Source organism: Peribacillus sp. QJM3NY_7, assembly GCF_056173225.1.
In genome coordinates, this window is the sequence record NZ_CM149663.1 from 4,148,094 (window position 1) to 4,173,848 (window position 25,755).

Below are 25,755 nucleotides of genomic sequence, written 5' to 3' on the forward strand. Positions count from 1 at the left end.
TGTTTTTTACTGAAACCCTTAATCGATTGAAGTAATTTGCGACACTCCTGCCGAATAACTGGCTAGACGAGACACTGCAGACGCTTGCGTCGAGGAGGCTTGGCAGACTGTCGGCGGAAAGGCAGCGGGATTTCTGAAATCAACTGGAACATTTTTTTAATAAAAAACTAGACCGACATTAGAATATCTCGGTCTAGTGAATTCGAAGCTGATTCTTTTCATGAAGGAAAGGTGATAACTCATTTTACTTTTTACCCGTCTTGGTGAATTGCTGACCAATTGCACCTATTATTAAAATGGTGATCGGAAAGAATGATCAGTATCTTCCGATTATAGCGATCTGCCCATACCCCCGCGATTGGGGAGAGTATGAAGGTGGGCACGAAACCACAAACGATGGATATCGTCATCATGACACCCGACTGTGTATTCAACGTGATATACCACATGATGGCATACTGGACCAAGGACGAACCAAAGAGGGATATCGTCTGACTGCCTAGAAAAAGGGTGATATTCTTTTTCCAATTGTCCTTTTCTTGATCATTTAATGATTTCATCTCTTAAACACCTCATTCTATTTTCAATATTTTTTTCTTGATGCCCTAAAAAAAACACAGGCTATTTGCCTGTGTTTAGAGTAAATGGATCAGAACCTATCTAAAGAAACCTGAGAGGATGAGTATTTTAACGATAAAAAATCAATCTCCCACTGGCCTTCGGTTTGGTCAATACAATGGAGGATCTTACACTTATCCAAAATGACCTTTGGATAGGTAAAGTAATTCTCCCCTTATAATTCTTCCATTTTATAGTCAACTGAAATCGTGAAAACCTTTGATCACAAAGGTTGCCCCGGCTTCAGCTGGACACAAAAAAGAGTTGAAATCGTCTCTTTTTTCTTAAATGCGTAAAATGAGGGTTTCCTTAAAAATAGACAGACCATTCCCATTTACCCTGCGGACGGCAGAGCTCTTGAACGTATTCAATTAACGGTTCAAAGATTGGAAACGCAGTCTGATAAATGTCACAAGGAAAACCTCCATTTCTCAAAAGTTAAAGTCATCTTAACATGGAGCCAACTGGAATATCAATAAAAAACTTCCTTCTGGCAGAAGCATCACTTCGGCTTTGGCCGAAATTCATCGTTCCGTTTCCTTATATATCCTGCTGCATGTCACACATCCATTATCCATCCATTCGTTTGACGGCGGCCATATATTCCTTATGCCATTTTTCCCATTCATCCATTGGGAAGTCCTGATGGTGTCCATCAAGTAAATCACTAAACATATCAAGGCAAATATGCCAGCCTGCCAAATCTTTTGATGTATGATCATTAACTGGCGTGATGGATTCTTTCAATACCAATGAGCATCCATCCTTTTCAGGGGATATCTCGAAACGAACCCAGCCGTCCCCCCATTCAATATCTAAAACGGCAGATTCCCGGAAGTCCCTGATCTTCATATCAAAAGATTTCCCTGACCCATCATTGAAATTGAATTTTATCGTCCCATCTTTTCGGAGGTCCTTCATTTCCAGGTTGGACATCCACCTTTCCACCTTATCATTCTCCGTTAAAGCACCCCATACCTTTTCAACCGGATGATTGAGCAGGCGATCGAATCTTGCGATAATCCCATTACCTTTTTTTTCGATTACAGCTTGCACTTGGATTCCCCCCACTCAATTCGTTACCCGAGATTATTTTTATAATAAAAAATGGTCGGTTGGAATTCACCATTTGCAGATTTCGCATAATCAGGAATCCTGCCTGCCTGAATATATCCCAATGAGGTATACAGGAGATTTGAAGGATCTGCTTCCCTCGTATCAAGGACCAATAATGTCCGCCCTTCCTGCTTGGCCTTCTTCTCAGCCTCTAGCATGAGTGATCGTCCTATGCCATTTCTTCTATAACCAGTATGTGTCATTAATTTTGCGATTTCCGCTCGATGGCCGCCATTTTGCTTTGAACATAAATGTAACTGCACACTCCCGACAATCTTACCCTGTAACTTAGCAACCAACAGAATCACATCACGATTCATGGCACTACCCCAGTAATCAACGGCCTCAGACTGTTTCATGGGTGGTAAAAAACCGATGGACGCACCATCATCCACCACTTGCACCAATAGTTCGGAAAGTTCATTAAGATGGTATCCGATTGAAGTTAATTGTTCGATTTTCACATCGGCATTCACGTAATCACGCCTTTCAGAGTCATATTCACCATCCCTGGCGCTTTGATAAAGAAGTAATGTGAGCCAGATGATGGCGTCCATGCCATGCATAAATTCCTATATTTTCACCGACAGTAACCACTCCTGAATCAGGATGGATGAATGTTCTGCTCAGGTCGTCCGCATGAAGGTCCGATAAAAGTTTGCCCATTCGGATATGTATACCTTCGATTAGTGATAGAGAACCTTCAACCGGCAAATCATAATCAGGCAGCTCTGCCCATTGCCCCTCCTCATACGGTTTAATGACAGGACTTTCTTCCGTAAGGGCCAATTTGAAGCGAATATACGCGTTCATATGACTATCGGCAACATGATGCACCACCTGGCGGACCGTCCATCCTCCAGGCCGATAAGCCGTATCAAGCTGTTCATCATCCATGTTACCTACCGCTTCACGAAGCATCCGAGGCAAAGCTTCAATCTCTTTGAGCCACCCCTCGGCTATACCACTAGTAATTTCCCGGTCAAACTTAAACTTTCCAATCGGGTATCTTAAATCCATCTTCAATCCCCCTTATGTTCAATAAAAATAGCATCTATATATATTCTTTATCGATTAAGACAAATCCTTTTTCCGGCATACTATGCTTTGCTCTCCCGGCTCATGATTACCCATAAGGAAATTTAATCCATATCATTAGCACGTATACTATTTCCATATTTAGCAACCATAAACAAATGAATGGCATATGCATCAATCCAATCTTTAAACAATGGAAATGGGGATAGGATCATCTTGAAGAAAATTAGTTCGATACAAACCCTCAGCATCTTCTTTTTATCAATCGGCCTTCTTAATCACGTTATCTTGATCCCTTTCCTCCTATCCACCGGCGGAAGGGATGCTTGGTTTTTTTCTATCATTACGATTGGGTTGATCCCGATTTGGGTCTACATATTATCGAGGATAATCAAGAATATGAATAATCAATCCCTGACGGATTGGCTTGAAAATAGATTTGGAAAACATATTAAAAATATCGCTTTATTCTTTATCGTGATCTACCTGATCAGCCTTGTTTTGGCGACTACAAAGGAAACGATAGATTGGATCACTACAAGCTTTCTTTTTGAAACCCCAAGTTTAGCGATTATCATTCCGTTTACGCTGCTAAACCACTGGAATAATGAAATTCGAGGATTCGGTTTGGAATTTATAGTACCCAATATTATTGGATAATGTTGAATTCACGAGTAAATCGGCTTAATTCACGAGTATTTGTTCCATTTTCACGAGTAAATCGACTAAACTCACGAGTAAACGCTGATATCTCATAAGTTTGCTGCTCACCTTGGGTTTATAGCCGAAAAAAATCAGGATGGTGCCTTTTTGAGCTCCATCCTGATTTAGGGGGCTGGAAAATGCGGTCCGGAATTTGGCGGATAGCATGGTTAAATGGTAAATTTAGAGTATTCTAACATTTAGGGGGCCATTTATGAGCATACAGAAGGCTACATTACATGAGCTGGAATCACTGACGGAACTTTTTGATTTATACAGGGTGTTTTATGAGCAAACCTCTGATCCTGGTTGTGCAAGAGAGTTTTTAAAGGAAAGGCTGACAAAAGGGGAGTCTGTGGTTTTTATGGCGTTTGATGAAGGAAATCCAATTGGTTTTGTACAATTGTATCCTTCTTTTTCGTCTGTGAGTATGATGCGGTCATGGATATTGAATGATTTATTCGTGAAGGAGTCCGCCCGTAAAAAGGGATTTGGCGAGGAGTTATTGAACGCGGCCATCGGTTTTGCACGTGAAACAGGTGCTAAAGGGGTTTCACTGGAGACTGGCCAGGATAATGTGAAAGCACAGAGACTTTATGAAAAGATTGGTTTCGCCCGTGAATCGAACCATTTTTATTATTTCACCATTTAATTAAAAAAAGTGTAGGGAAAACCTCCCTACACTTGGATGCTATTTATCTAGTATATTAATTATTTAGCAGTTTCCATGCTGGCTTGAATTTCTTTAATTAGAAGTTCGGCACCTTCTGGGCTAAGTATTAATTTACCGTCAGCAAGTTTCATATTGTCATCGGAAACTTCACCTGTTACCTGACAAGTCATGTTTGGTTTATATTTTTGAAGGATGATGCGCTCTTGTTCTACATAAATCTCCAGAGCGTCTTTCTCATTAATTCCTAATGTTCGGCGCAGTTCAATTGGAATGACTACCCGCCCTAATTCGTCAACTTTACGTACAATACCTGTAGATTTCATTTAATTTACCCCACTAACTTTCTTGCGAATGTTGCATTTATATATTTCGTCACCATTCGACATTATTTGCACTTCTATTAAGATACCACTACCTACCATATTCGTCAATTCTCGTATCTTCTTATACTATCTGCCTCTATATGATTTTTATATGAAATATTATCAATTCCTTCATAACACGCGTCAGGACAACGTTTACCGCTCCTCCCTTTGGTATATATTTCTAATTTAAATTCACAAGTGGAAACGCCTTCATTTAATTCCAAAAAGCTTTCTTTTCATTTCATGTCGAATCACGAAGAATGAATTTCACTAGCTTAAAAGAATCCTGTTGATTTTCTTTTGCTTTTGAAGGAAAATTTAAATTGATCGCTTATAATATTCCGAAAATTCATTCCGCTTTTGAAACAGTGGATATATCCGAATTTTTTTCAGAAAGCCGAAACGATTGCCATCCTTCCAGAGTCTTACTGACTCATAAAACAGATTGAGGTGAGTCAATTGCGTCCGATTATATTAGGTATTTGTTCTGCTTTCTTTTTTGCATTTACGTTTGTTTTGAATCAGGCCATGGAGCTGTCTGGCGGAAGTTGGATTTGGAGTGCTTCGCTGCGTTATTTCTTCATGGTGCCCTTTCTGTTGTGTATCGTATGGAGCAGAAAAAACCTGCGTCCCCTTTTACAAGTGATGAGAGAAAAGCCGGGTCCTTGGCTGCTTTGGAGTTTTGTCGGATTTGGGTTATTTTATGCTCCTTTATGCTTTGCGTCCGCCTACTCACCTGGCTGGCTGATCGCCGGCACCTGGCAAATCACGATCATTTCGGGTGCGCTGCTTGCGCCGCTGTTTTTTGAAAATGTCCAAACGAAAGATGGAATCGAAAGGCAAAGAGGAAGGGTTTCTGTGAAAGGCCTCCTCATGTCCATGATCATTCTGCTTGGGATCATCCTGATGCAGCTGGAACATACCAAACACATTTCAATGGCCGATCTTTGGCTGGGAGTGATCCCGATCGTCATCGCCTCGTTTGCCTACCCTTTGGGAAATCGCAAAATGATGGAAGTATCCGAAGGACGTCTGGATGCTTATCAGCGGGTTTTGGGAATGACTTTGGCGAGTCTTCCATTCTGGCTTTTGCTTTCCTTGTACGGTTTCTTTACAGTAGGTGCGCCGACGAAGATGCAGAGTTTCCAATCCCTTTTGGTGGCACTATTTTCTGGAGTCATCGCCACGGTCCTTTTTTTCATGGCAACCGATTTGGTACGCGGAAATATGCAGAAATTAGCTTCAGTTGAAGCAACACAATCGATGGAGGTCCTTTTTGCCCTGGCTGGCGAATTACTATTCCTATCTTTACCGATTCCTTCTCCGTTATCGTGGTTCGGCATCTTTATCGTCATCATGGGAATGATCCTGCATAGCTATGTATCACATAAAAAAGAAGGTCCATCCCCTAAACGGACAGTGAATGCCTAAATAGCAAGCCAAAAAAGCCCCGGATAAGATTTCGGGGCTTTTTTGAGCTGAAAACTGAAGCAGACTACGTTCTTTTATTCCAATCCGCTAATATCATTATCATCTTCAACAATTAAAATATGAACCTGCTTCTCCATAAGAGCCACCTTCATTCACTCTGTAATCTAATTCTTATATTAGCATTCTTTGTTAAGATCCGAAAAATTGACCTGCACCGCCGCAAATTCCTCAGCCGTTTACACTACCATATCTATCCCTTCATTATTTGTTGATTTCCACTCCAGGCGCTCGACCCCAGGTGTCTCGTACCTTACCTTGCGTTATTTAAATAAAAGGCTATTTTCACATACTTTGTAGCTATCTTTTCGTAAAGGTTGTTGTTTTTAAAACGAAACTATTTATGGTTGATTGGAGCGGAAGTGCGAGACTCCTGCGGGAGCAGCGGGACAGGTGAGACCCCACAGGCGTTTACGCCGAGGAGGCTCACCGCCCGCCCCGCGGAAAGCGAGCATCTGGAGTGGAAATCAACCACAGCTCACCCAAATAAAAAAACTATAGGAAAACTGGCTTTTTTCAAATTTGAATATAGTCTGGAAAGTTCGAAATGGCCTCGCTGTATTCAGATGAAAGCTGCAAACGTTACGGGACATATGCGGATATTAGGGAAAAATCGGCCTGGAATTTGGCAAAACTTTTACCTTGAGTAAGTTCAAAAAGTATGTATAATGAAAGGTAATTGTATATGTCAAAGGTTTTCTAGGGTTCCGCAGTGCGTCTCATTGCTGGTCTGGTCCGAGAGAAAACTCACAGCATGCTGTGTCACGGAAGGATAAAAGCCTGGGAGAAACTGTTTTAACAGTTATCTCTTGGGCTTTTTTTGTTTTTTTGGTAAAGAATAAAATCGGAGGTGCGTTATTACATGAGCACAAACTGGATTAAAGTATTCATTGCAGCTTTTTTTGAAGTATTTTGGGTGATTGGCTTAAAACATGCAGATGACTTTTGGACTTGGACTGGAACGGTCATTTCGATCATCATCAGTTTTTACTTGATGATAATGGCTGGCAGGAAGCTTCCTGTCGGAACGGTATATGCCGTTTTTGTCGGTATGGGGACTGCCGGGACCGTTTTTTCCGAAATCCTTTTCTTTGGAGAATCCTTCAAGCTGAGCAAAACACTATTGATCCTCCTCTTATTATCAGGGGTGATCGGCTTGAAGCTAGTGACGGATGATAAGGCTGAGAAAGGGGATGAATCATAATGGCTTGGGTCTCTTTAATCTTAGCGGGGCTTTTTGAGATGTTTGGGGTTGCGATGATCAATAAATTGCACAAGGACAGAAATTGGCAATCCTTACTGCTGTTATTCATCGGATTTGGAGCAAGTTTCCTGTTTCTTGCTTATGCCATGAAAACCTTGCCGATGGGAACGGCATACGCTATCTGGACAGGAATCGGCGCATCAGGCGGAGCGATAATCGGGATGCTCTTATACGGGGAATCCAAAGATTGGCGCAGGGTCGTTTTTATAGCCATGGTCCTTGGCGCAGCAGTGGGATTAAAACTTGTTTCATAGGAATGACATAAAAGCATAGAAAAAATCAAAGACGACACAATGTGTCGTCTATATTTATTTTTATCTAACTTGAATAATTCATCTTATAAAAATTGACCCTCATCCATCACAGCGGAATCTTTCCCCTTAACCTGTTTTAGCGTCGCTACTATAAGAAAGCTGACAATCACCAATAAGAGCCATGAGCTTACCTTTCCTAGATGTACGAGACTCCATGCATCGGTTTGGTTAGGATATTCCCAAGCTCCAAAGAACGTTGCGATATTTTCGGCTATCCATATGAAAAATCCGATGAGCACAAAAGAAAATGCGATTGGCATGCGATAACGGGTTCCACCAACTTCGTATGTGACCCATGCTCGCCAAAAGACGATGATGACAAGTCCAGATAGCCACCAACGAACATCCATCCAATAATGGTGGGTGAAAAAATTCAAATAAATCGCAAGCGCAAGGGATACAACGACAAAAAACGGCGGCCACTTGATCAGTTCAACCTTTAACCTCCTCCACGCCTGGCAAAGATAACTCGCTACACTAGCGTACATGAATCCGCTATACAGAGGCACTCCAAAAATCTTGAAATATCCTTCCTCTGGATAAGTCCAGGAGCCCATATGTACCTTGAAAAGTTCAAGGGCAAGACCAATAAGGTGGAACAAGGTGATGACCTTTAGTTCATCACGTGTTTCAAGCCCGGAACGCAGCATCCACCACTGCATGATAAGGCAGATGATGAGCAGCCAGTCATACCGCGGCAGAAAGGGAAGCGGGATGAATTTTGTAATAGCCAAAGAGGCAAAAATAACGGCAGGAAACAAGCATGATAGGGCCTGCTCCCAACCAAAACGAACGAGTTGTTTTAGTGCCCTCATGATTGGTGCCTCCATTTTTTTATCTACATTCATGAGTAACTCCCCTTTATAAATCCTAATCTTGAGTGCCTTCATCATTTCGGTATTCTAAAATATCCCCGGGTTGACATTCTAAAGCCTTACAAATCGCATCTAAGGTTGTTAATCGAATCGCTTTTGCCTTGCCATTTTTCAATATGGAAAGATTAGCCATCGTTATTCCAACCCTCTCGGAAAGTTCTGTAACACTCATTTTCCTTTTAGCCAACATCACATCAATATTGATTATAATTGCCAAGTTAATCACCTCAGACTATTAAGTCATTTTCTGATTTTATATCGATGGCTTCTTGTAAAAGCCTTTGAAGAACAGCAGCAAAGACTGCAATCACCATTGAAGCAAAAATGACGACCATTCCGATTACTATGATACCTGGGGCGTCGTCCATTTCCGCGATGAGATAAAAGAGCGGCATGCCTGCCGCATACAAGCCACTTATTGTGATTGCACAATTTTTTATAATCTTTAAAGCTCTTACAGATAATTCCGAGAAAGCTTTGTTCTTGTCAATATAGCTTAAAAGTTTAAAGGCTTGATATAGGGCAAAGTAAAAAGGTATCGCCGATGCATACAAATCGATTAAAACGAGATATTTCAAATAAGCCATATCCGGATATAATTCTGCTGCAAAATTCGCTATCCCAGGCACCAAGAAGATGCACAAAGCAAGAACTGGAATTCCAATAAGAATAACAGCCATCTTTAAAAAGAGTGTTGTTCCTCGTTTCATAAAAAGCACCTCACTTATTTATTGTCCATTTAATTTAACATACGTTTTATCGTTTTACAATAAAACATTGTTGTTTTTTATTATATTATTATTGTTAATGAAATATCCTATTCTTTTTAAAAATGGCTGTTTTCACATACTTTATTGCTATTTACCAGGTAGTGAGTTGTGGTTGATTTCCCCTCCAGATGCTCGCTTTCCTTGGTGCGGGAGGTGAGCCTCCTCGGCGTAAACGCCTGTGGGGTCTCTCCTGTCCCGCTGCTCCCGCAGGAGTCTCGCACTTCCGCTCCAATCAACCTTAAATAGTTTCGTTTTAAAAACTACACTCTTTACGAAAAGTGCCTTAAAAATAAAAAAGCATTCCTCTTTACAAAGGAATGCTCCATAACTGAACTATTTATTTATTACCTTCGGCTAAACCCTTATATCATCAGGATTTCCCTGATATCCTCTTCTGTAAGTGCAGAAGACGACTTGTCTCCAGGGTCGATGATTTCTTCAATAAGATGTCTCTTTTTCTCTTGGAGTTCATTCATTTTTTCTTCGATTGTCCCACGGGCAATAAGCTTGATGACTTGAACCTCATTTTTCTGCCCCATTCGATGGGCACGGTCCGCGGCTTGTTCTTCAACTGCCGGATTCCACCAAAGGTCATATAGTATGACTGTATCGGCACCCGTCAGATTGAGACCCGTACCGCCAGCTTTCAACGAAATGAGGAATATATCCCGTTCTCCTGCATTAAACCGATTGCAGATTTCCACACGTTCCTTTGATGGGGTTTGTCCATCCAGGTAGAAAAAGGGTTGTCCTTCCATGGCCAAATCCCTGCCGATGATTGTAAGCATTTTTGTAAATTGCGAGAAAATCAGCACCCGTCTTCCAGAATGCTTCGAATCTTCGACAATTCGCATCAGCTGCTCATATTTTGCTGAACTGCCTTTATATCCGTCCACAAACAAGGCGGGGTGACAGCATATTTGCCGAAGCCGGGTCAAGCCAGCAAGGATCCTGATCCGATTTTTGCGAAGGGTGTCCTTGTCCAGGTGTTTCAGCGTATCATGCCGCAGCTTGGCCAGATAAGCCCCGTACAGTTTCTTCTGATCGGGAAGCAGTTCCATCGATTCCAGCGACTCGATTTTTTCCGGTAATTCCCCTAGTACGTCCTCTTTCATTCTCCGCAGCAAAAATGGACGAATCCTGCGGGAAATCTGCTTCCTAGAGAGGTTGCTATACTCCTTTAACCCCATGAATAGTTCAGGGAATACGACGTGGAAAAGGGACCAGAGCTCTTCCAGTGAATTCTCGATGGGCGTACCAGTCAACGCGAAGCGATGTGCCGCTTTTATCTTCTTGGCCGCTCGTGCCGTTTGTGTCACCGGGTTCTTGAAAGCCTGTGCCTCATCGAAAAACACCGTATGGAAGTCTTCTTTTTCAAACGAATTGATGTCTTTCCGGAGCAATGGATAAGAAGTGATCACTACATCCACGTCCTTCATTTCTTTAAGCAGCTTCGACCTTTCCGTCTTGTCTCCATCCACGACGACGGCTTGTATATCAGGAGCGAATTTAGTGAATTCACTCAGCCAATTGTAAGTCAATGATGATGGGCAGACAATAAGCACCGGAACCCTTTTCTTACGGATGTCAGGTAGCTCGGATAAAATGAACGTGATGCTTTGCAGTGTTTTTCCCAGACCCATATCATCAGCAAGAATCCCGCCAAAACCGTATTGTGCAAGGATTTTCATCCATTTGTAGCCGTTTTTTTGATACTCGCGCAAAATCGGGTCCAGACTCTTTGGCACAGTGAACTCCAAGGCGCCCGGATTCCTGATGTTATCCAAAAACTCCCGGAATGATTCTTCCATCGTGAATGTCTGGCTGTCATTAACGGAGTCAAGGAGCTGGAGCCCTTTTATGAGGGGCATGTTCAGTGTGCTTTCCAGGTCTTCATCCTGTACGGGCAGTGCATTCAGAAAACGATTGATTTCCTCGTATTCCCTTGTTTCAAGGGAAAGCAGCGATCCATTCCTTAAACGATAGTATTTCCTTTTTTCTTCAAGCGCGGCTAAGACCTCACGTATTTGTTTATCTGGGATATCATCCATTTCAAATTTGAATTCGAGCCAATTAGTACGCTCTTTTTTAATTTTCAACCTAATGCGCGGTGCAGCATTTCCACGGGAAATTCGGTTCCTTACAGCGGTAGTGGCATAGATTTGCACCAGCTTCTGGAGTTTAGGAAAGATATGGTACAAGAACTCATACTCCAATTCTTCGTTATGCAAGAAATAGCCTCCGTCCGTCTTGGCAAACTGGCTATCCTCCATCAGCTTTATTATCTCCGCCTCTTTCTCAACATCCCTCATAACCTTGGATTCCTGTTTTTCCAAAGGGTTGATCACGATATTTTCATAATGGAATTCCAGCCCGGCAAGCAGCCTGTTTTTCACTCGGTCCAAGTATAGCTTTGCAACCAGCGGTGTCTTCAAAAACAATTCGGTGATGGATCTTGCAATATGGACTTCACCGAGTCTTTTCAAGCCTGGTACCACTTTGTCCAGGAATAATTCCAGCTGGTCATGATGGATTGGAATTTGATTCATCCCCGAATCCTCCATCATTTGCTTTAACTCTGAAAGGCGTTTGAAATCCTCATTTTCGAGCTGAACCAATTTCGCCTCAAATAAGATCAATGTGTATGCATTCATGACGATCATCTCGTGCAGCCTTTTAATATTCAGCTGATAACTTTTGTCCTCGCTTTCAGTAAAGTCAAACTGTAAAGGAAGCGGTCCGTTTGTTACTCGAAAGCCATTGAATGTATGGCCGCCATAGGCAAGCTTCACCATTGGTGCCGCTTCAAGGATGGGGACAAGCCTTCGAAAAGAAGATGGAGGCAGAAGTAATAAGTGATGGTCCAATGTATATTCGGATTTATCCGTCAGGGCGTCCACATAGACTTTTTCATCCGATATCACTGTAATGAGCTCCTGAAGCACTAAATCATTTTCATTCTGAAAACAATGCAGCACCGGGTCATATATAAATGAAGGGGACACTTGGGCAGGCTTTCCTGCTTTAACTCGCTTCAGGAAATCCCGGACATTCGACACATTGAGAGAACCGATTTTCATTTCCAGTCCTAACATATATTGTTCCATTCCCATCCATACTGGTTTACAAGTAAACTCCGCTTCAAGCATCGTTCTATTTTCAAAATGGCGCTGATGACCGCTTTTGCGTACAGGCTGATTATTGAAAAGGGTAAGCAAGCCCTCTGACAACTCCTTATGGGCTGTAGCATCAGGACCGGTTGCACGTATCCCTTCAGGAATCGTTCCATCTCGCATATGGTCGTAAACCGACAGCAGGACGGCTGCAATATGCTGGCAATCCCTATGGAAGGAAGCTAGCGCAGGACAGCTGCATTTTGTCTGAAATCCGCCGACTGCATCCACTTCAATCGTGACATGGAAGTCTTCCTTGCCTCTAACCGATGCTTCATAACCATCATGATGATAGCTTTCAAATGTCACTTTATTGGCACGATGAAAAGCTTCCCCTCTTTTGAAGGAGACGGCCCCGCACATGTCTTTTATGATTTTTCGATTCAATTTGATATCCAAATTGCCGTCCTCCTCCCGGGGGTTTTGGTTGAATGATTTTACATTCCGCTGTTAAATAAGCTCGTTTTATCATCATACTATGAAATGGGTTTACAAGGTTATAAAAAAGCAAAAAGACAAACTCCCCCATTCGGAGTTCATCTCTATTTCAGCAACGGGAATTGCAACATCATTGTTGTCCTTTGCCCTTGTTCTTTTTCTTTTTTTTTCGATAAAAGAAGCTGAATACAAGGAATGCAAGAAGAATGAAAAAAAGGATAAGTTCAGCGGGGTCCTTCACCAAAAATGGGTTAAAGGCATGCTTGATCGAATTATCCAGATCAAATCCCATTAGAATATCCATACCTAAAGATATGATCACTATAGGGAACAGAAGCAAAAGCGTAATACCGAAGAATTTCATTTTTGATCAACTCCGCCTTTCAGGAACTTTTTTTGGTGCTTGTCTTCCCTTTTTTTCGATTCTTAAAAAAGGCAATGATCAAGAGAAGCAATGGAATGATCACCTGAAATGGCAGATGGATGTAATTTGGTACCGCCTCCAGCCCTTCATGGATATGTTCCGTATAGCTGCTTGAAATAATAATCGAAATCAATAAAATGACAATGCCAACAGGGTATGCAAGTCTGGAGGGCTGTTTAACATTGAAAACATTCGCCGTACCCGTTACCGCTACATAAGTAAATACACATATCTTGATGAACCCGCCAATCATTAACAAAAACAAGAAGTACACATCGAGACGTTCAAGAAAGCCAGCGACCTCTATGGACTGAATGAGGGTAAGAAGAGGGTATTGCGAACGCGTCGTAAGGTCCACACCAAGTACAGAAACATTCACAGCCATTATTACCGCGAGAAAAATACCGCTTGTCGCCAAGCTCCATATTCCAATTTTTTTCAATCGCTTATGTTCATTTAAATAAGGAAAAATCATTAAAAACACTATGATCTCTCCAAATGGAAAGAATACGGTTTTAGTGAAAGCCATTTTCACCATCTCTGTCCCGCTTATTTCAAAAATGGGTTTTAAGTTGTTTAAATGGATCATGCCTGAAGCAATAATCAGAAGAAAGAAGGTCATTAAAAGTAAATTCTCCAAGACAAAGAATAATTCCCCCGTCCTCGACACTACTTCTATCCCCTTACGGACCGTATACACCACGACTAAAATGAATGCAGCGTTCGCGACAAATAACGGAATATGAGGATAGGCAAAAGTAAGCAGCGTATCTCCGAAATCCCTCAGCACCCTTGCAGAAAGATAGATGAAATAAAGGATATATAGAAAAGCTACGATCCTGCCTAGGAAATTCCCCAATATATTCCGTACAAATTCCGTTAACAGCTGATCAGGGTAGTATTGAAAAAGGCCATAATAAATGAAAAATAATATAAATCCGCCGATCATCGCAATAAGGATGACCAGCCAGGCAGCTTGCTTGGCTTCACCTGCAAGCGGAACCAAAAGTGCACTGCCCATTTCAAACAGGAAAATAAGGACGAACAGCTGGTACCCGCTGATATTTGCCTTTTCCATGAGAATGCCACTTCCTTTCCATTATTGATCTTTCTTTTGTAAATTTGAAAGAAATGGCTTATTACGTAATCCGGTACGGCGAATGAAAGTTTCTACCTGCACATCAACTTCCAGTTTAGGAAAAGTATCGTCGTCCCAGTTTTTCTCTAGTTTCTTCCATTCTTTCGGATGGGATTCGTGCATGAGCTCCCCAAAGCCAAAAATATCGGATTTATTTTTTTGTGCCCGAACGATTGCGTCTTCCATCTCCTTCTTCAAGTCTTTCGCTAACTTCCTTTCAATATCTATCAGAACATGGGTATCGGTTAGATTCAAAGGAACATTCGCTTCCCGGATATCTCCCTCTGCACGGACCTTTATCGATATTTTCGGTTTGCCGTTTACCAATTTTGCCCCGATATTGGTTTTTTGGCGAATGACTGAATAGGTGACTGCGTTTTTTTCACCCTCCCAATCAAGGTATAAATGGACATTTTCGATTCTATCCAATACCCACATTGTTCCTTTTGCCTTATCACCATCCAGCCAGTCAATCAATTTGCCATCTTTAAAAACACCTATCCCTGCTGCATTAGGGTTCGCCTCAATATCCGAGGACATGGTATTCTCCATTTTATCTTCCTTACCCGTGTTTCCTCTCACGGTAAAACCGCTTATTACCGGTTCTTTTCCGGTACTAAGCAGATTCTTGATCACCTCTTGGAGATTGATGCTAATACTATTCCCCTGGGTTTTTTCAGTGGTTTCAATCGTCCTAATGACTTTCTCGGCTGATACCTTATCGATTGCGGTTAACGTTTCGACAATATCCCTTGCTTTCACACCCCGGGCAATCACGATCCTCGTAGTTGCCCTGAATTCCGGTGAGCGCTCAAATGCATCGAAAATATCGGTAAGGCCCTCTTCTTTTGCTAGTTCCTCACCGATGACAACCAGGTTGGCATGGGCAAAATACATATCTCGGGAGATTTTCGTTGAAGCGATGCTATCCAATTCAAGCACATTATTTCCCGTGGCCCTATAAATGGATATGGGTGGATTCGATCCGCCGCCGCCCTGAAGAGCTCCGGCAACATTTCCTGGATTAATGATTTGGAAAGTTCCCACTAACTTCCCTTCTTTATTTCTATCGAGTCCGACCGCCGAAACGATGGCCATTTCATTTAACTCTGTTTTATCCCAACAGCCTGTGGTGAATGTTGCGGCGATCAACGTCATCAAGAGCAGAACTAATCTTTTACGATTCATTGCCTTCACCTTTTTTCCCGTCAGAAGTTTTCATTCCACGCGATTCAGGAGGCAGCGGTCTTTGGTTATTGCCTTCCCTGATCAGATTATTTTCATTGGTCAAATATTGCGGCCTTTCCTTGAATGCCCATATAGGTCTTCTGAAGAATGTGTCGCCCAGCCCTTTTGGATTCAGAGGGGCGAGCGGTGTCATATAAGGAACTCCAAGTGAACGCAGGCTGCATAAATGGACAATAAGGATGATAAAAGCTAAAATCATCCCATAAAAACCTAACATGCCGGCACAAATGATGAATCCGAACCGCACAATGCGGGCAGAAATCGCTATGGCATAAGAAGGGGTTGCAAAACTGGCAATCGCCGTGATCGAGACGATGATGACCATTGCCGGCGATACGATACCAGCCTGGACGGCCGCCTGCCCGATGACCAATGCCCCGACAATGGACATCGTCGAACCAACGGCCTTTGGCATCCGAAGACTTGCTTCCCGTAATATTTCAAAGGTCATTTCCATAAGAAGCGCTTCAACGACGGCAGGCAAAGGAACCGTTTCCCTTTGGGCCGCTACAATGACCAGCAGCTTCGTTGGAATCATTTCCTGATGAAAAGTCGTGGCCGCAACATAGACAGCCGGCCCGACTATCGAGATGATAAAAACGATGATCCGTAAAAAACGTGTCGCTGAAGCAATGTCGAAGCGATTATAGTAGTCTTCGACAGATTGGAAAAATTGTACGAACACTGCCGGGGCGATCAAGACAAAAGGCGTTCCATTTACGAATATCGCCACTCTTCCTTCGAGCAGGTTTCCTGCGACCATATCCGGTCTTTCTGTATGGTTAAGGGTTGGGAATGGGGTCATGACCTGGTCTTCTATCAATTGTTCAATATACCCTGATTCAAGAATGCTATCGATGTTAATTCGATTTAAGCGCTTCTTGACCTCCTCGACAATTCCTTCCTTGACAATTCCATTTATATACATGATGGAAACGTCTGTTTTTGTCACAGTGCCTATTTTCATCGACTCTATCCATAAATCCGGGGTATTGATGATGCGGCGTAACATGGCGATGTTCGTTCCATTCGATTCCGTAAACCCTTCCCTAGATCCCCGGACAGTCAAATGCGTGCTTGGCTCCTGAATCGAGCGCTTCTCTCCTCCTCTTGTACTGGCAACCAGGGCGACGTTTACTTCATCAATAAAAATGATGGTGTCCCCTGATAATAATGTCAAAAATAGCTTTTCCCAGTCCGTGACTCTTTCTACGCCACCGAGGGAAACCACGTCCTCAGAGATAATTTCCATTGCTTCCAGTGGAAGTATGTTTTTTGACAGGTGGGGATTTTTCATGATTGATTCAATTATAAAATCCGTAACGCTAGGATTATCAATTAGACCCTGCACATACAAAATAGTTGTTTTTATCTCCGGGTTTAGTCCGATTTTCAACGTTCGGATAATGATGTCGGGACTTTTTCCCGTCTTTTTCTTCACAATTTCCAGATTGGCAGAAAGGGAACTTTCAATATAATCAGGCGTTTTGCTTTTGGATTGACTTTCATCTTCCTTTTTCTTTTCACGTTGCTTCACTTGTCTCTTTTGTTTGAAAAAAGAAGCCATAGCACCGAACCTCATTCCTTTTTCGTTTCACTCATTTTGTCCAAAGCACTCCCCCTTTATTCTGGGTTCAGTTTTCTTCCTCCAATAAGAAAAGGCTGTCGCAATGACAGCCTTTAATGGTCATATTCGGTTAGGGAATGAACGCCGATAATAACGGCCCAATCAACTAAACTGAGATTATACTTTGCCTTTATTCCTTCTAAAAATCAAAACAACGAAAGCGATTAATAGCAAGGCCAGTATCGCATATACGATGTTTGAATAAATGTCCATGTACCCTACAATATCTTCCCACGAAGAGCCAACAGCTGCCCCGATATTCACCAAGATGATGTTCCAAATTAATGTTCCGGATGTTGTGTAAATCAGGAAGAGCCAAAAGCTCATATGGGACATCCCTGCTGGAATCGAGATCAAACTTCTGATCAGCGGAACCAGCCTGCAGAAAAACACCGTCCATGACCCGTATTTGTCAAACCATGAATTCGCCTTATGGACGTCCGATACCGTTAACCGAAGAATATGGCCCCATCTTTCCACAAACCTTTCAATGACCTTCACATCAAGAAGTAAACCAATTCCATAAAGGACGACTGCCCCTGCCACAGACCCTAGAGTCGAAGCGATCACGACACCGATAATCGTCATATCCGCTTTAGTCGTCATGTAACCGCCAAAAGTTAGAATGACCTCAGACGGGATCGGCGGGAAAATATTCTCCAATGCTATTAATAGAAAGATTCCCATATACCCAAAATCATTCATGAATTCCGTAATCCAGTTTTCCATTTAATACGCTCCTAACTTTCTTGAATCAACAGCTGGCTTGTTACCTTCCGGCTGCTTATCTTGCAATAACCTTGCTCCCTTTATTAACGATCTTTGTTCTTCCGCCAGTCTTGATACCTTTGGAAAAACCAGATGGAAATCGCAATCCAACAACCGCCCGCCAAATACCCGGCAATGATATCACTAGGATAATGGACCCCCAAGTATATTCGGCTAATACCTATCGAGAGGATCATCATCATGCTGAAAAGAATCAAGAGAATCCTTGCCCACCTAGCCGTAATGTGACGCCATAGCAGAAATGTAAGAATACCGTATAAAGAAAATGCATTCATGGCATGTCCACTCGGGAAACTGTATCCCCCTATATCGATGAGTCGATGTAAATCGGGTCGGGCGCGTTGAAAGAATAGCTTAACCATCAAATTGAGAAGAGGTGAACCCACGATGACTGCAGTGAGTAAGACTAGTTCCAAACGATGCTTCAAAACCCTATATAAGAAAAACAAAATGACCAAGGAAAGGATGATCAGTGAATCAGTTGAACCTATGTAAGTAAAGAACTTCATGATGTCCGTCAGCAGAGGGGACTCAATTCCCTGCACCAAGGAAATCACATCTTCATCAAATTTCAGGTATTCATTTGCACTTATTGTAAATGCCATGAAACTGAACCCGATTAAAGAAAGTACACTTATTATAAAGGCAATGGTTAATTGCTGCTTTAATTTCATGATAACATCCTTTCACTTATTAAAACTGTTTCATCTGGAAATTTCTATTTTATCATATCTTCTTCATTGCATGGTGGGTGTAATCGCTTCATCGCCCGCCAACCTAATTCGGGGAACATGACTGAGCACAAAATTTTCTACTTTATCATACTACTCTATTCGTCATTGTCACCTCAACTTCAGGTTACTATAAGATTTCCTGCCGAACGTTTCAAGGAGCGGCAGGAACATATTTAACGCATACCATTCAACATGCAAAAAGAAAAAAAACCTTATGCAGGTTAGGCACAAGGTTTTTCGTTTTTTACATGCGGCTTGCCTTAAGCGGCAGTGAGGTCAAAGTTTGCCCTGTCGCTGAATCGGTAAGATTCTCTTCTAACTGGAACGATGGCACCGCTTCAATATGCTTGAATTTCTTCAGGAATGCAGTAAGCGCAATCTTCGCTTCCAGCCTGGCAAGCGGCGCTCCGAGGCAGAAATGAGGGCCATTACCGAATGTGAGATGTTTCTTATTATTAGGGCGGTGGATATTAAGTGTGAAGGGGTCTTCAAACATCTCTTCGTCCATATTAGCTGCACTCATCCAAACAACCACATTATCCCCTTCTTTCAATTCCACTCCCAATAGATCGTTATCTTCCTTTACAGTGCGATCCAATTTAATAAGATTGAATCGGAAACGGAGCATTTCTTCGACCGCCTGCGGAACTAAATCCAGGTGTTCATGTAACTCTTGATAAACTTCTTTGTCATCATATAGCAGCGAATAAAAGCTATTGGCCAATAAATGACTGGTTGTCTCGACTCCTGCACCTAAAATCAGCATGGTCGTCCGGACAACCTCATCATCCGTAAACATTTCCCCATCCACTTCTGACTTCAATAAATCTGAGATGATGTCATCCGCCGGGTTCAATCGTTTTTGCACAACAATCGGATACAAATACTGATAGTATTCTTTTGCTGCCACTTGCTTCAATTTATCTACTTCTTCTTGTTTTTCTCTATCAAAAGGAAGAAATAAGGTATCCACCCATTTCTTAAACAATAAACGATCTTTCGAGGGAACGCCCATTAAATCGGCCATGACAATGATTGGAAGCGGACTCGCCAATGATGCCACAATATCGATTTCCGTTTCCTTATCCATTTGTCCAATCAATTCATCTGCAATTTCCTGAATGCGAGGTTCCCAGTTTTGAAGACTTCTAGGTGTGAATGCTGCTGCCAGCAGTGAACGGCGTTTTCTATGATCAGGTGGATCCGCTTCAGTGATTTGGATTTTTTCAGGCACAGAACCTTCCTCACTATCCGTTCCAACCGAAATCGTGGTCCGTTTCCGAACACTTGAAAAATGTTTATAATCACTGAGAACCCGCTTTACATCTTCATATTTAAAGACATTCCACGTATCCGTTTCTTCGTGATAACTCACAGGGTCATTTTCTAACATCCTTTTACACCAAGCGTACGGGCTAAATTCCTCCGTCCTTGTTTTAAACCTAGTAATTTCTTTTACTGCAATAACTTCTTTCATGATACCGACTCCTCCCACTTCTCAAAAGTTACCTAACAAAAGGACCGAATGTTAAGCATTCTCCAACTCCGTCGATTTGTTATAGGGTCGAGCATTCCTGATAGACTTTTTCACCAAATCCTTAAATATACATCTATTCCATTATAGGGTAAAAGACCGCAACAAACCATGCATCTTCCATACCAGCGGCCTTACGTGAAATTTGCCCCACAATCCCGACACCCCTATGTAAAACTGCTTATTTTTGACAATTCCCTTTCTTTTTCTATTTTTCTATGTCTCTCAATTGATGCTGAAATCCAATCCTCCTTTTTCAAATTTGGAGACAGTGCTTTCCACTAAGTTATTTCAGTATAGAATATTTTATAATTGCCGGAGTTTGTAGATCACGTTGCTTTCCACTCCAGGCACTCGCTTTCCGCGGGCGGTCCGGGAGCCTCCTCGGCGCTCTTGGCGCCTGTGGGGTCTCCCTTGGACACGCTTTTCCCGCAGGAGTCTCGTACCTTCCGTTCAAATCAACTGGAAAGTTTTTCAATTAATAAAAACTGCGACAACATAGGGGTCGAAATGGTTTCCTGCCGAATGCCCATCAAGCTATTACAGGTGATAACCATGATTTAAAATAAGGCTAGTTTTTTTCACACTTTTATATAGGATTAAATATTATTTCTGGAATCAAGTTCTTTAAATAAAAAAACTGCAGGCAAACTCGCTTTTCTTCGAGTTTACCTGCAGCTTGAACGCCTGCACGATGCCGCCGTCAATTTTTTCCCTTTTTAATCAGTTCATGCAAATCATCCATTTTCTTTTCCATGATATCCAGTCTGGTTTTACGGTGCTTGATGGAACGGAAAAGGGATACGGTCCCGACGATGATCAGGATTAGAAATAAAAGGCAAAGCAATTGGTATACCAGATCCGCAATATTATACCCACTCACTATGTAATCCCCCTAAATGGCATTCTCAATATTCTATTATACACCAGGCAAAATGAACAATTTAACCTTTTTAAGGAGAATCGGGAATAAAAAACCGATAGCCTTTTGCTACCGATTGCTGTTTGTAGACAAAAGGGGTTCGGTAAAAGTGACTTTGATCAAATGATGATCCCAAACCAACACCTTCAACTCATCAGGTATGGTTTCTAACTAATTTTTATAACAAAGCTGTTTGGAGGGGAAGGTGCGAGACTCCTACGGGAAAAGCGCGTCTACAGAGACCTCGCAGGAGGCTCGCGGACCGCCCGCGGAAAGCGAGTTTCTTGAGCGGAAATCAACGTCAAAATTGCACATGCCATAAAAAGACCGTAGACAAACTCGATTAAAATCGAGTTTGTCTACGGTCTGAAACGATAGCCTTATGCTATCGGTTAATCTTTTATCCCTCTATTTGTTGATCATCGTCAATATCCTCTTGAGGCACAATCAGTTCTTCATAGAATGCAGCCGTTGTTGTTCCTGCATAAGGAATCAACCATAGTAAACCAATTCCCAGCGTGAACATGCAAAGGATGCCCCACCCGATGAAGCTTAGGTGCATAAGGAAATACTTCCACTTCAACCCCTTCATTCTTTTTTTACTCTCTGTAATGGCTTCAAGCACCGTGTATTCAGGATGATCCTTCAATAGGAAAAACTGCTGCGAATAAGCGATGGCCTTGATGATACCCGGAATGATTAATAATAATGACCATAAAAAAATGAAAATTGCTTGTAAGATGGATGCCCCAATAAGCTTGAAAGAGGTTTTTCCATCTTTATAGATAGCGAACACTTCTGGAATGCCAGGATTCCCTTCCCTAACTAAATTCAGGTAGAACCAAGTGGTTGAAATGGTAAGCGGGATTAAGGCAATGGAAAAGACCATGCTGAAGATATCGGACCATAACGGTGTGTCTTCCTGCATGAGCCATTCTGAAAACCCACCACTTCCGATCACTTCGACAATTAAAGGAAAAATGAGGTTGATCAAGAACAACAGCAACATAAGCGAAACAGTTACTCCCCATTTACCTCCCAACGACTGAAGGGCTTTCCTCTTTAATTCTGAGATTCTCATACTCTGATTAACTCCCCTCTTTTAAACGGCGGAATTCTGAATTTTTTATTGTAAATATGGATAGATTCAGAAAAAACGCCATTTATTTGATGTCAAAATCTCAATTTGTAGTTTAACATACTAGCTTCTAGCCGTGGGCTTAAATTCCTAGAAAGCGCACACGGTTAGAGTCAACCGGTTTCGAGCAACCATGATCCACTCCTCTCTTGCTTTGGTACTGGCTTGTAAAAGTTTATGAACGGGAATAAGACAATATGCCCTTCCAAATCAAAAATACCTTCGCGGAACCATACCCTGTTATGACGTATGGTCAGCGAAGGAACATGTATTTATCTTGGTTAAAAGTCCTTATGTTAATCTAGTTCTTCTTTCCTTTTCCCAGGTAGAATTATTCCAAAATCTTTCGAACAGCATGGTTGAACTACCCACCACTTATCGACCTTACGATCTGATTGAAGTGTGGGATGAATCTTCGTAAGTGGGATTGTCCTTCATGTTCTTCTCACCACGTTCGAGCCCTCATCGTGTTTCCTTTACAAACTTTTTCCTGGCTTTGTCACCGCCTTATAAATGATCACAATAAAAAAAGAGCATCCCAAAGCAGAAATCACTTCCGCATTTGGGACACCCTCTTTCCTATAATCAATCAGAGCCAGTTATAACAAAATCGTCTTGGAGCAAAGCTAAAGGAAGCTTTCTATTAATAGGATCCCCTGCCGAAACATTAATTTCAGTAATGTGACCACTGGCACCTATTGAAACATCAATCAATTTCCCATCTTCCGTCTTCACTAAAAAGAGCCTTTCCCATTCATAAACATAGGAATCCTTTTGAACGTAAACTTGTTCGACGGTCCCATCTTGAGCACACTCGATGGTATGAATCGGTTTTAACACGGAATCACTCCTCCACTCCCCATTATTAGACTATAGCTTATACCCAGCCGCGGAATATCGAGGCTTCTGCCATTTTTCTGACACCCACCATATACGCTGCCAGCCTCATATCCACTTTTCTCGTCTCGGACATTTCATATATTTGATTAAATGAGTTGACCAATAACGCTTTTAATTTGGTTTGGACCTCTTCATCTTCCCAATAATAACCTTGATTATTTTGAACCCATTCGAAGTAAGAAACTGTCACACCGCCTGAACTTGCCAATACATCAGGTACGAGAAGCACATTGCGTTCCGTCAAGATCTTGGTTGCCTCCAATGTGGTAGGTCCATTCGCGGCCTCGACGACAATTTGGGCTTTGATAAGATGTGCATTTTCTTTGGTGATTTGATTGGAAATGGCAGCAGGCACTAAAATATCACAATCTTGTTCCAGAAGCTCCTGGTTGGTGATTGTATGATCGAATAGTGTCGTTACCGTTCCAAAGCTATCCCTTTTATCAAGTAAGTAATCGATATCCAGACCCTCAGGTTTATAGATGGCACCATATGCGTCCGATATGCCAATCACTTTCGCACCTGCATCATGCATGAATTTGGCCAAAAAGCTCCCTGCATTCCCAAACCCTTGGACGATGATGCGTGCACCTTTCAATTCTATGCCCTTACGCTTTGCCGCTTCCTCGATACAGATGGTGACACCTTGTGCAGTCGCCTTTTCCCTGCCGTGTGAACCGCCCAGTACCAGTGGCTTACCTGTAATGAAACCAGGAGAATCGTGTTCTCTTATTCTACTGTACTCGTCCATCATCCATGCCATGATTTGTGAATTCGTATAAACATCCGGGGCCGGGATATCTTTAGTCGGCCCCACTATTTGGCTGATTGCCCGAACGTATCCACGGCTAAGCCTTTCCAATTCACCGATTGACATTTGGCGCGGATCACAGATGATGCCGCCTTTTCCTCCGCCATATGGCAGATTCACGATTCCGCATTTCAAACTCATCCACATTGAAAGTGCCTTGACTTCTTCCTCATCGACTTCTGGATGAAAACGGATTCCGCCTTTCGTCGGACCGACAGCATCGTTGTGCTGGGCACGGTATCCAGTGAAAATCTTCGTCGAATTGTCATCCATCTTAATTGGAATCCGGACGGTAAGCATCCGTAGAGGTTCCTTCAAAAGCTCGAACACTTCTTCAGAATAGCCAAGCTTATCCAGCGCCTCCTTGATTACGATCTGTGTTGAATCAAGCAAGCTGGCAGTTTCTTTTTCTTCTTTGATTGTTGTACTCAATGGAATTCACCTCATAGGTATATTAGGATAAAACTTTTTTGATGCGTTCGATTGCCCAATCCAAGTCCTCTTTAGTAATCACTAATGGCGGAGCAAAACGGATAACTGTATCATGTGTTTCTTTACATAGCAGTTTTTCTTCTTTAAGCTGCTCACAATATGGTCTTGCTGCTTCTGTTAGTTCGACTCCGATGAATAAGCCTCGGCCGCGGATGTCTTTAATCATTGGATTCTTGATTTCTTTTAAACGATCCATAAAGTATTGCCCAAGCTCCAATGAACGTTCCGCAAGCTTCTCTTCTTCAAGGACTTCCAATGAAGCGATGGAAACCGCACATGCCAATGGATTGCCGCCGAATGTAGAACCATGGGAACCAGGATTGAATACGCCAAGGATTTCACGGTTCGCAGCTACGCAAGAGATTGGGAAAACCCCGCCGCCAAGCGCTTTACCTAAAATGTACATATCAGGAACTACTCCATCCCAGTCAGAGGCGAACATTTTTCCTGAACGTCCAAGTCCTGACTGAATTTCATCTGAAACGAATAGGACATTATTTTCTTTACATAAGTCGTAAGCTTCTTTTAAGAATCCTTGTGGCGGAATGATGATTCCCGCTTCACCTTGAATCGGTTCGATTAAAAATCCAGCCGTTTGCGGTGTAATCGCTTCTTTCAATGCATCAAGATCGCCGTAAGGGATAAGCTTGATCCCTGGCAGCATCGGTCCAAAGCCCCTTCTATATTCATCATCGGATGACAAGGACACGGCTGCCATCGTACGGCCATGGAAGTTCCCGATACAAGCAATGATTTCAGCTTGGTTTTCTGCAATTCCCTTAACATCATAGCCCCAGCGTCTAACAGCTTTGATGGCTGTTTCAACGGCTTCGGCACCTGTATTCATAGGCAGTGCCATGTCTTTTTGCGTAATGCGTGAAACCATTTCATACCATGGTCCTAATTTATCACTATGGAATGCACGGGATGTCAATGTTACGCGATCAGCTTGTTTTTTTAATTCGTCGATGATTTTCGGATGCCTGTGGCCTTGGTTGACTGCTGAATAGGCACTAAGCATATCCATATATTTGTTGCCTTCAGGATCTTCCACCCAAACTCCTTCTGCCTTCGAAATGACGATTGGAAGTGGATTATAATTGTTTGCACCATATTGTTCAGTTTGCTCGATTAATTTTTCCGTTAAAGTTGTCATGTTGATTC

25 protein-coding genes, 1 pseudogene and 1 riboswitch are annotated in these 25,755 nt (G+C 42.3%); of the genes and pseudogenes, 5 read left to right on the top strand and 21 right to left on the bottom strand.

Annotated elements, in window-relative coordinates:
- Positions 1–302 precede the first annotated feature (302 nt).
- The 4 genes and pseudogenes from AC0VX1_RS19880 to AC0VX1_RS19895 form a co-directional block, all read right to left on the bottom strand.
- Positions 303–560: pseudogene (locus tag AC0VX1_RS19880) on the bottom strand (MFS transporter); the annotation flags it as partial.
- Positions 561–1,188: 628 nt separating this feature from the next.
- Complete coding sequence (locus AC0VX1_RS19885; RefSeq protein WP_475468506.1) at positions 1,189–1,674, bottom strand: SRPBCC family protein; 486 nt, start codon at positions 1,672–1,674, stop codon at positions 1,189–1,191.
- A gap of 23 nt (positions 1,675–1,697) precedes the next feature.
- Positions 1,698–2,210 carry a GNAT family N-acetyltransferase gene (locus AC0VX1_RS19890; protein WP_475471833.1) on the bottom strand — a complete coding sequence of 171 codons (513 nt, stop codon included), beginning with the start codon at positions 2,208–2,210 and terminating at the stop codon, positions 1,698–1,700.
- 25 nt (positions 2,211–2,235) lie between these two features.
- A complete protein-coding gene (locus AC0VX1_RS19895; RefSeq protein WP_475468508.1) occupies positions 2,236–2,754 on the bottom strand; it encodes a YfiT family bacillithiol transferase in 519 nt (172 codons plus the stop codon).
- A 234-nt stretch (positions 2,755–2,988) separates the two neighbouring features.
- On the opposite strand from AC0VX1_RS19895, the gene AC0VX1_RS19900 reads away from it, so the two are divergent.
- Together AC0VX1_RS19900 and AC0VX1_RS19905 are read left to right on the top strand one after the other, a co-directional pair.
- Positions 2,989–3,432: a GerAB/ArcD/ProY family transporter gene (locus tag AC0VX1_RS19900; protein ID WP_475468510.1), complete on the top strand. Its 444-nt coding sequence runs from the start codon at positions 2,989–2,991 to the stop codon at positions 3,430–3,432.
- 256 nt (positions 3,433–3,688) lie between these two features.
- Positions 3,689–4,126, top strand: a complete 438-nt coding sequence (locus tag AC0VX1_RS19905) for a GNAT family N-acetyltransferase (protein ID WP_475468512.1) — start codon at positions 3,689–3,691, stop codon at positions 4,124–4,126.
- A 59-nt stretch (positions 4,127–4,185) separates the two neighbouring features.
- Here AC0VX1_RS19905 and AC0VX1_RS19910 read toward each other — a convergent pair whose 3' ends face one another.
- Positions 4,186–4,470, bottom strand: a complete 285-nt coding sequence (locus AC0VX1_RS19910; RefSeq protein ID WP_053536026.1) for an AbrB/MazE/SpoVT family DNA-binding domain-containing protein — start codon at positions 4,468–4,470, stop codon at positions 4,186–4,188.
- Positions 4,471–4,971: 501 nt separating this feature from the next.
- On the opposite strand from AC0VX1_RS19910, the gene AC0VX1_RS19915 reads away from it, so the two are divergent.
- The 3 genes from AC0VX1_RS19915 (at position 4,972) to AC0VX1_RS19925 (ending at position 7,518) form a co-directional block, all read left to right on the top strand.
- Entirely contained in the window at positions 4,972–5,943 is a 972-nt protein-coding gene (locus AC0VX1_RS19915; protein WP_057276807.1) for a DMT family transporter, read from the top strand.
- A 745-nt stretch (positions 5,944–6,688) separates the two neighbouring features.
- Positions 6,689–6,789, top strand: a riboswitch (guanidine-I (ykkC/yxkD leader).
- Between the two features lie 73 nt (positions 6,790–6,862).
- Positions 6,863–7,204: a DMT family transporter gene (locus AC0VX1_RS19920; RefSeq protein WP_063594494.1), complete on the top strand. Its 342-nt coding sequence runs from the start codon at positions 6,863–6,865 to the stop codon at positions 7,202–7,204.
- Positions 7,204–7,518 carry a DMT family transporter gene (locus tag AC0VX1_RS19925; protein ID WP_034309447.1) on the top strand — a complete coding sequence of 105 codons (315 nt, stop codon included), beginning with the start codon at positions 7,204–7,206 and terminating at the stop codon, positions 7,516–7,518. The genes AC0VX1_RS19920 and AC0VX1_RS19925 overlap by 1 nt, the downstream gene beginning before the upstream one ends.
- A gap of 83 nt (positions 7,519–7,601) precedes the next feature.
- Here the strand turns inward: AC0VX1_RS19925 and AC0VX1_RS19930 are convergent, their stop codons facing one another.
- The 16 genes from AC0VX1_RS19930 to AC0VX1_RS20005 all read right to left on the bottom strand — a co-directional run bounded on the left by AC0VX1_RS19930 (position 7,602) and on the right by AC0VX1_RS20005 (position 25,747).
- Positions 7,602–8,393, bottom strand: coding sequence for a DUF817 domain-containing protein (locus tag AC0VX1_RS19930; RefSeq protein WP_054400641.1), 792 nt, complete (start codon positions 8,391–8,393; stop codon positions 7,602–7,604).
- Between the two features lie 55 nt (positions 8,394–8,448).
- On the bottom strand, positions 8,449–8,670 hold the full coding sequence (locus tag AC0VX1_RS19935; protein ID WP_034309451.1) for a helix-turn-helix domain-containing protein: 222 nt from the start codon (positions 8,668–8,670) through the stop codon (positions 8,449–8,451).
- 10 nt (positions 8,671–8,680) lie between these two features.
- Positions 8,681–9,163: a DUF2975 domain-containing protein gene (locus AC0VX1_RS19940; RefSeq protein WP_413010601.1), complete on the bottom strand. Its 483-nt coding sequence runs from the start codon at positions 9,161–9,163 to the stop codon at positions 8,681–8,683.
- 422 nt (positions 9,164–9,585) lie between these two features.
- Positions 9,586–12,795: a DEAD/DEAH box helicase gene (locus AC0VX1_RS19945; protein ID WP_475468516.1), complete on the bottom strand. Its 3,210-nt coding sequence runs from the start codon at positions 12,793–12,795 to the stop codon at positions 9,586–9,588.
- A 169-nt stretch (positions 12,796–12,964) separates the two neighbouring features.
- Positions 12,965–13,198 (bottom strand): YczF family membrane protein, encoded by a 234-nt coding sequence (locus tag AC0VX1_RS19950; RefSeq protein ID WP_475468518.1) that lies wholly within the window; start codon positions 13,196–13,198, stop codon positions 12,965–12,967.
- 19 nt (positions 13,199–13,217) lie between these two features.
- Entirely contained in the window at positions 13,218–14,336 is a 1,119-nt protein-coding gene (locus AC0VX1_RS19955) for a GerAB/ArcD/ProY family transporter (protein ID WP_475468519.1), read from the bottom strand.
- Between the two features lie 21 nt (positions 14,337–14,357).
- Positions 14,358–15,584, bottom strand: coding sequence for a Ger(x)C family spore germination protein (locus AC0VX1_RS19960; protein ID WP_475468521.1), 1,227 nt, complete (start codon positions 15,582–15,584; stop codon positions 14,358–14,360).
- Positions 15,574–17,211 (bottom strand): spore germination protein, encoded by a 1,638-nt coding sequence (locus AC0VX1_RS19965; protein ID WP_475468523.1) that lies wholly within the window; start codon positions 17,209–17,211, stop codon positions 15,574–15,576. The genes AC0VX1_RS19960 and AC0VX1_RS19965 overlap by 11 nt, the downstream gene beginning before the upstream one ends.
- 177 nt (positions 17,212–17,388) lie before the next feature.
- On the bottom strand, positions 17,389–18,000 hold the full coding sequence (locus AC0VX1_RS19970; protein WP_063590355.1) for a DedA family protein: 612 nt from the start codon (positions 17,998–18,000) through the stop codon (positions 17,389–17,391).
- 83 nt (positions 18,001–18,083) lie between these two features.
- Positions 18,084–18,734, bottom strand: coding sequence for a phosphatase PAP2 family protein (locus tag AC0VX1_RS19975; RefSeq protein WP_475468526.1), 651 nt, complete (start codon positions 18,732–18,734; stop codon positions 18,084–18,086).
- A 304-nt stretch (positions 18,735–19,038) separates the two neighbouring features.
- Positions 19,039–20,274 carry a cytochrome P450 gene (locus AC0VX1_RS19980; protein WP_475471835.1) on the bottom strand — a complete coding sequence of 412 codons (1,236 nt, stop codon included), beginning with the start codon at positions 20,272–20,274 and terminating at the stop codon, positions 19,039–19,041.
- Positions 20,275–21,031: 757 nt separating this feature from the next.
- Positions 21,032–21,211: a hypothetical protein gene (locus tag AC0VX1_RS19985; protein ID WP_413010596.1), complete on the bottom strand. Its 180-nt coding sequence runs from the start codon at positions 21,209–21,211 to the stop codon at positions 21,032–21,034.
- A 439-nt stretch (positions 21,212–21,650) separates the two neighbouring features.
- Positions 21,651–22,331: a DUF975 family protein gene (locus tag AC0VX1_RS19990; protein ID WP_048686802.1), complete on the bottom strand. Its 681-nt coding sequence runs from the start codon at positions 22,329–22,331 to the stop codon at positions 21,651–21,653.
- 642 nt (positions 22,332–22,973) lie between these two features.
- Positions 22,974–23,228 (bottom strand): biotin/lipoyl attachment domain-containing protein, encoded by a 255-nt coding sequence (locus AC0VX1_RS19995; protein WP_048686804.1) that lies wholly within the window; start codon positions 23,226–23,228, stop codon positions 22,974–22,976.
- A 37-nt stretch (positions 23,229–23,265) separates the two neighbouring features.
- Positions 23,266–24,531, bottom strand: a complete 1,266-nt coding sequence (locus AC0VX1_RS20000; RefSeq protein WP_413023169.1) for a Glu/Leu/Phe/Val family dehydrogenase — start codon at positions 24,529–24,531, stop codon at positions 23,266–23,268.
- 22 nt (positions 24,532–24,553) lie between these two features.
- Positions 24,554–25,747, bottom strand: a complete 1,194-nt coding sequence (locus AC0VX1_RS20005; protein WP_098866168.1) for an ornithine--oxo-acid transaminase — start codon at positions 25,745–25,747, stop codon at positions 24,554–24,556.
- Positions 25,748–25,755: the final 8 nt, after the last annotated feature.